11 protein-coding genes and 1 other annotated feature are annotated in these 12,753 nt (G+C 40.3%); of the genes, 8 read left to right on the plus strand and 3 right to left on the minus strand.

All coding sequences use genetic code 11. The features are described from left to right. Positions 1 to 175 precede the first annotated feature (175 nt). Complete coding sequence (gene brnQ / locus CSV79_RS02675) at positions 176 to 1,537, plus strand: branched-chain amino acid transport system II carrier protein (protein ID WP_099687501.1); 1,362 nt, start codon at positions 176 to 178, stop codon at positions 1,535 to 1,537. A gap of 14 nt (positions 1,538 to 1,551) precedes the next feature. On the opposite strand, the gene CSV79_RS02680 is transcribed toward brnQ, so the two are convergent. Then, entirely contained in the window at positions 1,552 to 2,220 is a 669-nt protein-coding gene (locus CSV79_RS02680) for a GntR family transcriptional regulator (protein WP_099687502.1), read from the minus strand. Positions 2,221 to 2,627: 407 nt separating this feature from the next. On the opposite strand from CSV79_RS02680, the gene CSV79_RS02685 reads away from it, so the two are divergent. The 6 genes from CSV79_RS02685 to CSV79_RS02705 all read left to right on the plus strand — a co-directional run bounded on the left by CSV79_RS02685 (position 2,628) and on the right by CSV79_RS02705 (position 8,296). Continuing rightward, positions 2,628 to 2,954, plus strand: a complete 327-nt coding sequence (locus CSV79_RS02685; protein WP_099687503.1) for a DUF485 domain-containing protein — start codon at positions 2,628 to 2,630, stop codon at positions 2,952 to 2,954. A gap of 13 nt (positions 2,955 to 2,967) precedes the next feature. Then, positions 2,968 to 4,515 carry a solute symporter family protein gene (locus tag CSV79_RS02690; RefSeq protein ID WP_099687504.1) on the plus strand — a complete coding sequence of 516 codons (1,548 nt, stop codon included), beginning with the start codon at positions 2,968 to 2,970 and terminating at the stop codon, positions 4,513 to 4,515. Between the two features lie 159 nt (positions 4,516 to 4,674). Next, positions 4,675 to 6,600, plus strand: coding sequence for a DUF294 nucleotidyltransferase-like domain-containing protein (locus tag CSV79_RS02695; RefSeq protein WP_099687505.1), 1,926 nt, complete (start codon positions 4,675 to 4,677; stop codon positions 6,598 to 6,600). A 70-nt stretch (positions 6,601 to 6,670) separates the two neighbouring features. Beyond that, a complete protein-coding gene (locus CSV79_RS02700) occupies positions 6,671 to 7,336 on the plus strand; it encodes a 3'-5' exonuclease (protein ID WP_233201350.1) in 666 nt (221 codons plus the stop codon). A gap of 97 nt (positions 7,337 to 7,433) precedes the next feature. Further along, on the plus strand, positions 7,434 to 7,580 hold the full coding sequence (locus CSV79_RS16715) for a hypothetical protein (protein ID WP_158232454.1): 147 nt from the start codon (positions 7,434 to 7,436) through the stop codon (positions 7,578 to 7,580). Further along, positions 7,571 to 8,296, plus strand: a complete 726-nt coding sequence (locus CSV79_RS02705) for an SDR family NAD(P)-dependent oxidoreductase (RefSeq protein WP_099687507.1) — start codon at positions 7,571 to 7,573, stop codon at positions 8,294 to 8,296. Before CSV79_RS16715 ends, CSV79_RS02705 begins: the two co-directional genes overlap by 10 nt. Before the next feature lie 48 nt (positions 8,297 to 8,344). Here CSV79_RS02705 and mnmM read toward each other — a convergent pair whose 3' ends face one another. After that, positions 8,345 to 8,947: a tRNA 5-(aminomethyl)-2-thiouridylate-methyltransferase MnmM gene (mnmM, locus tag CSV79_RS02710; RefSeq protein ID WP_099687508.1), complete on the minus strand. Its 603-nt coding sequence runs from the start codon at positions 8,945 to 8,947 to the stop codon at positions 8,345 to 8,347. Next, the gene (mnmL, locus tag CSV79_RS02715) at positions 8,944 to 9,903 is read right to left on the minus strand and encodes a tRNA modification radical SAM protein MnmL/YtqA (RefSeq protein ID WP_099687509.1); all 960 of its coding nucleotides are present in this window, start codon (positions 9,901 to 9,903) and stop codon (positions 8,944 to 8,946) included. The genes mnmM and mnmL overlap by 4 nt, the downstream gene beginning before the upstream one ends. Positions 9,904 to 10,049: 146 nt before the next feature. After that, positions 10,050 to 10,267: a binding site (T-box leader), on the plus strand. Between the two features lie 43 nt (positions 10,268 to 10,310). Between mnmL and leuS the strand changes: the two genes are divergently transcribed. Further along, the gene (gene leuS, locus CSV79_RS02720; RefSeq protein ID WP_099687510.1) at positions 10,311 to 12,725 is read left to right on the plus strand and encodes a leucine--tRNA ligase; all 2,415 of its coding nucleotides are present in this window, start codon (positions 10,311 to 10,313) and stop codon (positions 12,723 to 12,725) included. Positions 12,726 to 12,753: the final 28 nt, after the last annotated feature.

Raw genomic sequence — 12,753 nt, forward strand, 5'->3', positions numbered from 1 at the left:
AAGAAGGAGCTTAAAAAGAAAGGACATGAATGAATAGTCAGTGAGTTAGAAATAAAGCCAATAGTTAAATGATTTATAGATGTATTGATTTTCTCATTGGGTAAGCGTACTATGAAAATGCGCAATATATTGCATACATAAAGGCGTAGTTGTTAGTAGGAGGTTTTTTGCTCAAATGGAGAAGAAATTATCGTTTTCATCAAGTCTAGTCATAGGAGTAATGCTATTCGCTTTATTTTTCGGTGCAGGCAATTTGATCTTTCCTGCAGAATTAGGTCAGCTCGCAGGAACCTATACATGGAAAGCTATGCTAGGATTTTTGGTAACTGGAGTTGGATTACCTTTCCTAGGTATTTTAGCTATAGGTTTTTCAGGAAAAAGAGATTTACAGGACTTAGCTAGTCGGATTCATCCTGTCTATGCAGTTTTTTTTACTGCCGCTTTATATTTAACAATCGGCCCTTTTTTTGCCGCGCCACGTACGGGAGCAGTTGCCTTTGATATTGGAGTTGCACCGTTCCTAAATGAAATGTCTATTGATTTTGCACGCTTGATTTTCACTATTATATTTTTCGGTCTTAGCATGTGGTTATCATTGAATCCAGCGAAAATCGTTGATAGAGTAGGTAAATACTTATCGCCTTTGATTATCATTCTGTTAATCGGCTTGATAACGATGACAATCATTAATCCGATAGGGGAGATTCAAGCTCCGCAAGAACCATATACAGAGACACCATTCTTCGCAGGCTTTCTCGATGGATACAATACAATGGATGCATTAGCATCGCTAGTTTTTGGAATCATCGTGATTAAAGCTTTACATGTAATGGGTATCAAGAGTAAAAAGGAAGTTTTGACATCTACTGCAAAAACAGGATTTGTTGCAGCTGGATTCTTGGCAATTATCTATTTAGGTATAGCGTATCTTGGTGCTACGTCGGTTGAGTTATTTGGCTATTTAGATGGGGGAGGAGCTGTCCTTAGTCAGACCGCTTCACACTTCTTTGGCTCTATTGGACTTGTATTGCTAAGTGTAGTCATCATGCTCGCGTGTTTGACAACAGCAATCGGTTTACTTACAGCGTGTGGTGAATATTTCCATTCCATCATTCCGCGGATTAGCTATAAGGTTTTCGTCGTATTCTTTTCAACATTTTGTTTAATTGTTGCGAATTTCGGTTTACATAATATTATTAAGTTCTCTCTTCCCGTGCTAGTACTGCTTTATCCACTTGCGATGGTATTGATGTTACTGACATTTGCTGGACCTTTATTCCGCCAATCTAGACTAGTTTATCAGGCAGCAACTATTACAGCGTTTGTCGTCAGTTTTGTTGAAGCGCTTGTGAAGTTCTATTCCTTGATCGAACAACAGATGCCGAATTGGTTGGCTTTCATTCAGGAACTATATGTAGACTTTATACCGTACTATGAGCAAGGAATCGGCTGGTTAATACCCGTCTTACTCGTTACATTCATCACTGCACTTCCAGCAGTGCTATTTAATAAAAAAACAGGAAACGAATCTAGTTGATTCGTTTCCTGTTTTCATGTATTTACTTTTTCTTGTGAATGAAACTCATCAATCGCTCGTAACCAATTCTCGCGCATGACTTTCGTTACTTTCTCGCCATCACGTGTACTCATTAAATGGATAATCTGCTCATGTTCTACAATCGATTTCTCCGTCAAAATAATAGAATTGTGGAAAAAGAGTCTACGTACATGTGCTTGCAGTGAGACAAGTAGGGAAGAGATATACGAGTTATCAGCGGTGTCCACGATGATTTGATGGAACTGCTCATCAATTTTCAACGCTTGAAAATAGTCTTCCTTTTCAACGGCTTGTGCAAATCGTTTATTTGTATCGCGTAGTTTCTTAATTATATTATCAGTCAAATTAGGAATAGAAAGTTCTGCTGATAATGCTTGTAATGCAGCTAGCGGAGGCAATAGATCCGAAATGGATTCACGATCCACATCCGTTACTTGCGTAGCTTTTCCCGGGAACATCTGAACAAAACCTTGAACTTCTAACAACTGGAGAGATTCACGAATTGGCGTTCGGCTAACACCAAGTGCTTCTGCAAGTTCTACATCATTCAATTTTTCGCCAGGCTGCAGTGTTCCATCAATAATCCACTTTTGCAATTGACTAAATGCATTTTCCTTTGCAGTCTTGCGAACAGGTTGTGCATGGTTAGTAGGTATAGGCAAAGTATTACACCATCTTTCTTTAGTATAAGTCTATTTTTACAAAGTATTTCAACATTAGCCGATATACAATATACTACATCTTTTTGCTGTTATTGAACAGTATTAATAAAAAAAGGTTGAGAAATGAATAGTGATTATTTAGTCTATTAAAGAGTTTATTTATTGAATTCAAAATTGCCCTTGTAACTTTGCCGTGTATTTGATAGATTTATATTTATACCAAATATTTAAGGTAATATTGCAAATGTAGTAAACATTTGGTATTGTTATCGTGTGTACTATAACAAAAGATTATCACTCCGCTGTGATAAAGCATTTATTTTAGTTAATGTTGAAAGCGGTTTCAGATGGGGGAGGGATTTAGTAACGGTTTCACTAGTTATATCAAATGGAAAGGGGATTATCAAATGGGTAATCAATCAAAACATGGGAAATCCACATTAGACTATGAAAAAATCGTCGAAACAGAAGATTTCAAAGCGCTAGTAAAAAGGAAGAAGACTTTTTCAAGACCTTATGTGGTGTTTTTCTTCGCAGCATACTTTGCACTACCACTTTTAACAGGTTATACAAAAATTTTAGAAACACCCGCAATTGGTTCAATGAATTATACTTGGATTTATGCATTTTCCATGTTCATTATGGTATGGGTATTCACTTCCATCTACATGAACAAAGCAAAGCATTTTGACAATGATGTAGACAAGATTATAGAGAAAAACGTTCTAAAATAAGGGGGTTGTGTTCATGAGTTTGATTTCATATGTTATATTCTTTTCGGTAATTGTGTTAACACTTTACATTACATACTGGGCGGCAAAGCAGACGACAACAGCAAGTGATTTCTATACAGCTGGCGGCTCTTTGACTGGTTGGCAAAACGGTATGGCAATCGCTGGTGACTACTTATCTGCAGCATCATTCCTAGGTATCGCAGGTGCGATTTCACTTAACGGATTTGATGGTTTCTACTATAGTGTTGGTTGGTTAACAGCTTACCTTGTTGTACTATTCTTAATTGCTGAACCACTACGAAACCTAGGTAAATTTACGATGGCAGATATGATCGGTGCTCGTTTCGGCGCAAAGAAAGTGCGTGGAGCTGCAGCATTGAACACAATTACAATCGTTATGTTTTACATGCTTGCACAATTAGTTGGTGCGGGGGCTCTTATTAAATTATTATTCGGGATTGAATATTGGATCGCAGTTCTAATCGTTGGAACAATGATGTTAATCTACGTTCTGTTCGGTGGAATGACTGCAACAAGTTGGGTGCAAATTATTAAAGCCGTTCTATTGATGGCTGGTACAATTATTATCTCCTTCTTGGTTCTAATGAAATTCAACTTCAACTTCATCGGTATGTTTGATGCAATGAAGACTGCTACTCCACATGGCGAAGCGTTCCTTAACTCTGGAGTAGTTTATAAAGACACAATTGGACTAATTTCAGTATTGATTGCACTAGTTTTAGGTACTGCTGGTCTTCCACACATCTTAATGCGTTTCTTCACAGTTAAAGATGCGAAAACAGCACGTTCTTCCGTTATTTATTCTGTATGGATCATTGGTATCTTCTACGTATTGACTATCTTCCTTGGGTTTGGTGCAGCTAAATTCGTTGGAGCAGATGCAATTATCGCAGAAAACGCCGCTGGAAACATGGCAGCACCTATGCTTGCCGGAGTTCTGGGTGGAGATGCACTTGAATCATTCGTAGCAGCAGTTGCATTTGCTACAATCCTAGCAGTTGTTGCAGGTCTTGTACTTTCTGGTGCTTCTGCAATCGCACACGATATTTATGGACAAATCTTCAAAAGTGGTAAAGTAACAGAGAAGGAGCAAGTAAATGCAGCGCGTTGGGCATCTATTGCAATTGGTGTATTCTCTATCCTTCTAGCATTAGGTTCTGAGAAACTAAACGTAGCGTTCCTAGTATCACTTGCATTCTGTGTTGCTGCATCCGCCAACGTTCCAACAATTCTTTTAACAATCTATTGGAAGCGTTTTAATACAACAGGCGCTGTAGCTTCAATGCTTACAGGTTTGATCGTTGCACTAGTACTAGTGGCAATCAGTCCAAGTGTTATGAATCCAGTTGAAGGAGCTACTCTAATCACTGGTAACCCAATCTTCCCTTATGCTAACCCAGCAATAGTATCCGTACCAGCAGGTTTCCTTGCTGCGTGGATCGGTACACTTGTTGGAGCGAAACGTATTGAGAAAGACGAGATCACGTATGCAGAAGTTCGCTTTAAAGCAGAAACTGGATACAAAGAGCTTGGCAACTAATCTATTTTGACATTCAACTAACGCTCCCCCTTCTACTAGTTATTTAGAAGGGGGCTGTTTTTTGTACTGAATGAATCTTTGCGATAATAAAATGTGAAGTACGGGTATGTATCTATAATTACTATTATGATTCCTTGAGTGTTAAAAGGGGGTATAGAAATGCTACAGATGATAAAAGATCGTGAGTTGTATGACAGAATCCATAAGAACCCTTTGTTCGTTAATACGACGGAAGAAGAGTTTAATCTATTACTAACGGCCTGCAAACTTAGGTTTTATGACAAAGCCGAGAAATCTAATTACTTTAAAAAGCCTGAAGAGGGCTTGTTGCTCGTTTTGCAAGGATCAGCAGAAGTGTTAATTGAGGGACAGGATGGAAGTTCCGTCATGCTTGAAGTGATTCAAGAAAATGAATTTATCGGATTCTCTAACTTTGCTTATTATTTAGGTGAAATGGCTAGACCGCTTGATAAACATCACATCGAAATGGAAGTTGCGGAAAACTCCATCTGTCTCAAAATTCCATATGAAGTAATTAAACGTCGAATGGAACATCAAAGTGTACGTGACTATGTATTGCGTAAAATGTCCTCACGTTTATCAAATATCTATACCTCTCTAGGAGAGCAAGTTCGCTTGGCGGATGAGTATGGTGAAAGCGAGCCGTATGTTCGCCGCGTGCAAGATTTTATGAGTAGACCAGTACTTACGATTCATGCAGAGGCGAAAGCGAAAGAAATTGCAGAGTTGATGATTGCTAGTTCTGTAAGCTCCATTGTTGTGACAGATCAGGCAGGAAAACTGCTTGGTATTGTAACAGAAAAAGATTTAGTGGAACGAGTAATTGCGGGTGGAGGTTCACCAACTTTGCTACTTGCGAAGGATATTATGACAAAAAAACCGCATACTTTGAAAGTAACGGATTATTATTATGAAGCGTTATCAAAGTTCTATAGGCATGGCATCAAACATTTACCGGTCGTCAAAGCAGGAAAGCCCATAGGAATCGTAACATTTGCTACATTAATGACAAAACGTGATCGGAATTCCATGAATATATTAAAGACGATTGAAGAAGCTTCATTTGAAAACTTGCCTGTTGTCAAAGCGGCAATTTACGATGTGTTGTCTAACTTGATACAAGATGAAATTTCGACGATTCATACATTGGAAATTATTACGAAGTTCTATGACCGTTTAGCCAAACACTGTGTCATGCTTGCTATACAGTCTATAGAAGGTAAAGGTCAAGTGGCACCCGTGCCGTTTGCATGGTATCAGATGGGAAGTGGTGCACGAGGCGAGCAATTCATGCTTACCGATCAAGATCATTTCCTCGTTTATGAAGATGTGCCCGCCAATCGTGCGAAGGAAGTTGAGGAGTATTTTGAACTTCTTGGAAATGAAATTGTTATCCATTTAGAAAAGGCAGGTTATACGAGGTGTTTAGGATTTATGATGGCAAGTGAATCACAGTGGCGAGGCACGATGGCAGTGTGGCAAGAACGACTTCGCCAATGGGCTTTACATTCAACGCCTGAACAAATTTTGCTTGGCTATAACTTCTTATCATTCCGTTTCCTTTATGGTGAATCAACGGTTGATGCTCGTTTTGTTGATATGGTGAATAATCAACTACGGAAATCAGCAACTTTCATCTACTATATGGCACAACAGGAGAAAGAGAAGCCGATTCCGCAACTACAGCAAAACTTCTTAACAATCTTTAGAAGTCGCGGTAAAACAGATATCATTGATATTAAAAAGCATGCCTTATTCCCATTGCATCATTGTTTGCAAATATTAGGTGTGAATAGTGGGATTATTAATGCGACTCCTTTGGAGATTATTTCTACATTGCAGAAAAAGAAGAAGATTACAAAAGACTTCGCTGAAGAAATACGTCATGCCTATGAAATTTCATTGAGTATTCGCATTTCTATGTCATGGGAAAAACATTTACGAAATGAATCGATTTCAACTGAAATTGATTTACGAAAACTTAGACGTTGGGAATTGAATGAGTTACGTACTACATTAGATACAGTCCGTGCGCTTCAATCGCATTTATTATCCAAACTGTAAGATGATATAAATGAAAGTTCCTGTGCAAATGCAGTGTGTATTGTACTATACAAACAGAGGGGGCAATAGTATGTTCTGGAAAAAGAAAAAATTAACCTATGAGCTACAGCAATCGCTTCAGCTGAATACACCACTGCAAGATATGAGCTTTACCGTATTCGATACAGAAACTACTGGTTTTGCTATTGGGGCGAATGATCGAATGATTGAAATTGGCGCTGTACAAGTGGAAGGGTTCCATGTAACGGATCGTGTATTTCAAACCTTTGTCAATCCATCTAGAGAGATTCCGTCTGTCATCAGCAAACTGACTACTATACAGCAATCACAAGTCGATACAGCACCTATGCCTTTACCTGCGATTGAAGAGTACTTTGCATTCATTGAAAAAAACAAAAGCGCGGGCTGGGTAGGACATCATGTCAGCTTCGATGAAATGGTGATCAAAAAGGAATTAGGACGGCAGAAATGTACGTTTGAAATGCCAACATCATTTGATACGATGCATTTGATTCGCTATCTAGATCCGACGGGTGAACAGCAAGATTTAGGAGACTATGCAAAGTTGTTTGGTACAGAAACTTTCGAGCGCCATCGGGCGTTAGGAGATGCCTTAACAACTGCTTATGTGTTCACAGCATTATTAAAGAAACTTGATCGACAAGGCGTGAAAACACTTGCAGATTTATTACGAATCAAAAATGGTGGCGCACATAAATTTGTACCTCTAAGTTAATCCATATGAAGCGGCTCGTTATTCAGTGAGCTTGAATAGTGGGCTGTTTTTCTAGTATGTTATAGTAGCTGTAGTAACTTGTAAGGGACGTGACTGAATGAATAGACGTCAGACGATTTTACTGATCATCATTGGTATTGCCATCGCTATATATTGTTGGATCTTGTTTTTCGAACTACCTGATAAGACAGCACAAGGTCGACTAGTAGAATACATAGAAGGAGGTAGATTACTGTGGAAGTAGTAATCATTACAGGTGCGTCAAAAGGGATTGGCCTACAACTCTATAAGCAATTCAATGAAGCGGGTGCGGTTGTGTATGGTTTTGCAAGAACCAATCCTGACGAGTTAGAACGCATGGAAAAAGTAGATATTACAGACTATGAAAATGCAAAAAATACGTTGCAAGAGATTTTAGTTCGCCATAAAGAAAAAGCGACATCCTTTACATTAATTAATAATGCCGGTGTTATCGATCCAATCAGTTTAGTAGGTGCACTGGATTCTATAGAAGTTGAGCAAGCGATGAAAGTGAATTTGACTGCACCTATTCAGCTGACTAATACGTTTATCGAGACATTAGCAACTTATCAAGGGACGAAGAAGATTTTGAATATCTCGTCTGGTGCAGGTCGTCATCCGTATGAAGGGTGGAGTATTTATTGCACAACAAAAGCGGGGCTCGATCACTTTTCCAGAGTTGTTTCAGAAGAACAGAAAGTTGCACAACACCCAGTAGGCATTGTCTCCATTGCACCTGGTATTATTGATACCGGTATGCAAGAGACGATTCGGTCCGCTTCAAACAAACAATTCCCGCATTTGCAGAAGTTTATCTCCTATAAGAAAGAAGGACTGCTAAGCACGCCTGAAGATACTGCTAGTAACATCCTACGATTTGTTCGGGAAACGGATTTTATGAGGACAGAAACTATTGCGGATATTCGTCATATCGATTAAATAGAAATGCCGCTGAAACTTGTATAATCAAGTTCTAGCGGCATGTTATTATTCTTCACTGACTTTACGAACTTCTGTAAAATCTTTCATTTTCTCTAGCCCAATTAAAAACGGAGGATTGCGACGCTGATTTAACAATTCATATCGAATGGCATGGACATCTCCTTGATGGAGTGTGCTTACGTACGCGAGCAACGCATCACGTTCTTCGCTTCCACCTTCATGTCCATCATAGACCGTAATGGTAATAATGCCAGTTTTCTTTAAAAGCCCTAATAAAGCATCGAGTGCCGCAATAGTTGAAGAGGGTTTTGTAATGATGCTGTGATCATCACTATAAGGCAAATAGCCTAGATTGAACATCGCACCACCAATTTCTTCTGTTACATATTGCCGGACATTTGCATGACTATCTAAAACTAACGTAGCACGATTCGCTAAACTTCCGAGATGTGCATGCGTTGCTTCAAGTGCTTGTTGCTGAATATCGAATGCAACGACATGGCCGGTATCTCCAACTAATTCTGCGAGAAAAAGCGTGTCATTGCCATTTCCCGCTGTCGCGTCTACTACTGTTTCGCCAGGCATCACTCGTTCTGAAATGAGTCGCTTCGCAATCGGTAGAACACGATGCAAGATAATGTTTGTCAATTCATCGTCACCTCTTGTAAATACTTTTTTCCTTGCCAACTATTGCGTCGTTCAAGTTCCATATCAATGCCGTTTAATACTTCCCATTTCGTTACACTCCACATCGGTCCAATCAATAAATCAATCGGGCCATCTCCTGTAATGCGGTGTACAATCATTTCTGGTGGTATAATTTCTAACTGATCCACAACGAGATTGATATATGCTTCCTTCGTCAGGAATTCCAGTTTTCCTTTTTCGTATTGCTTCACCATTGGCGTGCCTTTAAGTAAATGTAGCAAATGAATTTTAATCCCTTGCACATCTAACTTCGCTACGGCTTTAGCGGTTTCCATCATCATCTCTTCTGTTTCGCCAGGTAACCCATTAATGATGTGACTGCAAATGCGAATCCCGTGTTTGCGTAGCTTGTCGACACCTTCTTTGTAACATTCAAAGTCATGCGCGCGATTGACTAATTTTGCTGTGGATTCGTGGACGGTTTGTAAACCAAGTTCCACCCATAAATAGGTACGTTCATTAAGCTCAGCCAAATATTCAACCACATCGTCCGGTAGACAATCAGGTCGTGTAGCAATTGATAACGCAACGACACCTTCTTGGGCTAAGGCTGCTTCGAATTTTTCCTTAAGTACAGGAAGGGGAGCATGCGTATTGGTATACGCTTGGAAATAAGCCATGTATTTTGCGTCTTTCCATTTTCTCTGCGAACGTTCTTTGATTTCGGCAAATTGAAGGTCGATGGTGTCGACTCGGTCACCAGCAAAATCACCAGAACCTGCTACGCTACAAAACGTGCAACCGCCATGTGCTACTGTGCCATCACGGTTCGGGCAGTCAAAACCCGCGTCCAGTGCGACTTTCGCTATTTTACAACCGAATGTATCCTTTAAATGACGTGACCATGTATGGTACCGTTTCCCTTCACTCGGGAACGGAAAAATCGTTTGTTCCATTATGTACAGCTCCTTTACATCAGACATTGTACCACGGATTATGACAATACATCACCTACCAAGCCAGAGTACTTCAAGGATTCCGACAAAATGCCACATAAGAAGACTTGTATTCGCTCTGTGTTTCGGGTAAACTGAAGAAAATATTGAAGGTTTTGAATAGGAATAGTACTTCTTTCGCTATTTTTTAGAGAGCAGACGGTCAGTGCGAGTCTGTAATAGTGAAGAACGAACTCGCCTAGGAGCCTGTATTGGTGAATGTTTGTAACTAATACCGTGATCCGCGTTAAGGAATCAAGTTGGACGGCGCAATCCGTCAATTTGGGTGGTACCGCGGGAAACTATACTAGCTCTCGTCCCTTACGTAGGGACGAGAGTCTTTTTATTTGAATTGGAGGAATTTTCAGATGAGTTATCAGCACACGAAGATTGAGAAGAAATGGCAACAGTATTGGGAAGAAAACGACACGTATAAAATGATTGACGATCCATCTAAACCGAAGTTTTACGCTTTGGATATGTTCCCGTATCCGTCAGGCGCAGGTTTACACGTTGGCCATCCACTTGGTTATATCGCCACGGATATTTTGAGTGCATTTAAACGTAAGCAAGGCTATAACGTCCTTCACCCAATGGGATGGGATGCGTTTGGATTACCTGCTGAGCAGTATGCGATCGACACAGGTAATGACCCGGCTGAATTCACAGCGAAAAATATTGCTACATTCAAGCGTCAAATGCAAGATCTTGGGTTCTCTTATGATTGGGATCGTGAAGTCAATACGACAGACCCAAGCTACTATAAGTGGACGCAATGGATTTTTATTCAATTGTATAATAAAGGTCTTGCGTATATCGATGAAGTGGCGGTTAACTGGTGTCCAGCGTTAGGAACTGTGCTTGCCAATGAAGAAGTAATCGATGGTTTATCTGAGCGTGGAAATCATCCAGTAGAACGTCGCCCAATGCGCCAGTGGGTCTTGCGTATTACAGAGTATGCGGATCGTTTACTCGAAGACTTAGATGATTTGGATTGGCCAGAAAGTTTAAAAGATATGCAACGTAACTGGATTGGTCGCTCGGAAGGTGCACAATTGAAGTTTGAAATCGCGGATACTGAGTATTCATTCGAAGCTTTCACGACGCGTCCAGATACAATCTTTGGTGCGACTTATGCTGTATTGGCACCTGAGCATAAATTGGTCGACAAGATTACGACAGAAGAGCAGCGCGAAGCCGTAAAAACTTATATCGATGCAGTGAAGTCTAAGAGTGATTTAGAGCGTACCGATTTAGCTAAAGATAAAACGGGTGTATTTACAGGAGCATATGCAATCAACCCAGCAAGTGGCGAGAAAATGCCAATCTGGATTGCAGACTATGTATTAGCAACTTACGGTACTGGTGCAATCATGGCGGTTCCTGCGCATGATGAGCGTGACTATGAATTCGCGAAGACATTTGATTTGCCGATTGTTGAAGTTGTAGCGGGTGGCAACATTGAAGTAGAAGCTTATGCAGGTGAAGGCGAGCATGTGAACTCCGACTTCTTAAATGGTTTAGGCAAAGAAGAAGCAATCACAAAATCCATCGAATGGTTTGAAGAACAAGGTACGGGCGAACGTAAAATCACGTATCGTTTACGTGACTGGTTATTCTCCCGTCAGCGTTATTGGGGCGAGCCGATTCCTGTTATTCATTGGGAAGATGGAACGATGACAACTGTCGATGAATCCGAATTGCCATTGACGCTTCCAGTAACGGATAATATTAAGCCGAGCGGAACAGGTGAGTCACCACTAGCGAATATTACAGAATGGATCAATGTAGTAGATCCAAAAACAGGTATGAAAGGTCGTCGTGAAACGAATACGATGCCACAATGGGCTGGAAGCTGCTGGTATTATATACGCTATATCGATCCGAACAACGATGAGCAGTTGATCGATCCGGAACTTGCGAAGCGCTGGTTGCCAGTTGATATTTATGTTGGGGGAGCGGAGCACGCAGTTCTGCATTTATTGTATGCACGTTTCTGGCATAAAGTATTGTACGATATTGGTGTCGTACAAACGAAAGAGCCATTCCAGAAGTTATTCAACCAAGGCATGATTCTAGGAGAAGGGCATGTTAAAATGTCTAAGTCACTAGGTAATGTTATCAACCCGGACGATATTGTTCATTCACATGGTGCGGATACATTGCGTATTTATGAAATGTTCATGGGACCACTAGACGCTTCTAAAGAATGGTCAACAAACGGCTTAGATGGTTCACGTCGCTTCCTAGATCGTGTATGGCGTTTACTAGTCAATGAGGATGATACATTGACAGATAAATTGACGGATGAAACAGGCGGTCCTTTGGAGAAAGTTTATAACCAGACAGTCAAGAAGGTTACCGAGGATTTCGAAGCTATGCGTAATAATACAGCGATTTCACAATTAATGGTGTTCATTAATGAATGCTATAAAGCGGAAAAGCTACCGAAAGCGTATATCGAAGGATTTTTATTATTGATTTCACCAATCACACCTCACTTGTCTGAAGAACTTTGGGAGAAGCTTGGTCATACAGAGACGATTGCTTACGCGCAGTGGCCGACATATGACGAAACGAAACTATTCGATGATACAGTAGAAGTGGCTGTTCAGATCAACGGTAAGATCCGGGCGAAAATCACGGTCGCTAAAGATTGTTCAAAAGAAGAATTAGAACAAGTAGCTCTTGCGAACGAAGACGTGAAGCAATGGATGGAAGGTAAAGAATTAAAGAAAATCATTGCGATCCCTGGACGTTTAGTCAATATCGTTGCAGGTTAAATGAAATGAAAGCCGCCCGGAGACAGTA

The sequence above is a fragment of the Sporosarcina sp. P13 genome, from assembly GCF_002743055.1.
Classification (GTDB): Bacteria; Bacillota; Bacilli; order Bacillales_A; family Planococcaceae; genus Sporosarcina.

Bases quoted from the DNA above. Each gene is read 5' to 3' on its own strand.
- CSV79_RS02695 (WP_099687505.1), top strand. From the start codon at position 4,675: ATGCTACAGATGATAAAAGATCGTGAGTTGTATGACAGAATCCATAAG.
- CSV79_RS02690 (WP_099687504.1), top strand. From the start codon at position 2,968: ATGAGTTTGATTTCATATGTTATATTCTTTTCGGTAATTGTGTTAACA.
- brnQ (WP_099687501.1), top strand. From the start codon at position 176: ATGGAGAAGAAATTATCGTTTTCATCAAGTCTAGTCATAGGAGTAATG.
- CSV79_RS16715 (WP_158232454.1), top strand. From the start codon at position 7,434: ATGAATAGACGTCAGACGATTTTACTGATCATCATTGGTATTGCCATC.
- CSV79_RS02700 (WP_233201350.1), top strand. From the start codon at position 6,671: ATGTTCTGGAAAAAGAAAAAATTAACCTATGAGCTACAGCAATCGCTT.
- mnmL (WP_099687509.1), bottom strand. From the start codon at position 9,903: ATGGAACAAACGATTTTTCCGTTCCCGAGTGAAGGGAAACGGTACCAT.
- leuS (WP_099687510.1), top strand. From the start codon at position 10,311: ATGAGTTATCAGCACACGAAGATTGAGAAGAAATGGCAACAGTATTGG.
- CSV79_RS02685 (WP_099687503.1), top strand. From the start codon at position 2,628: ATGGGTAATCAATCAAAACATGGGAAATCCACATTAGACTATGAAAAA.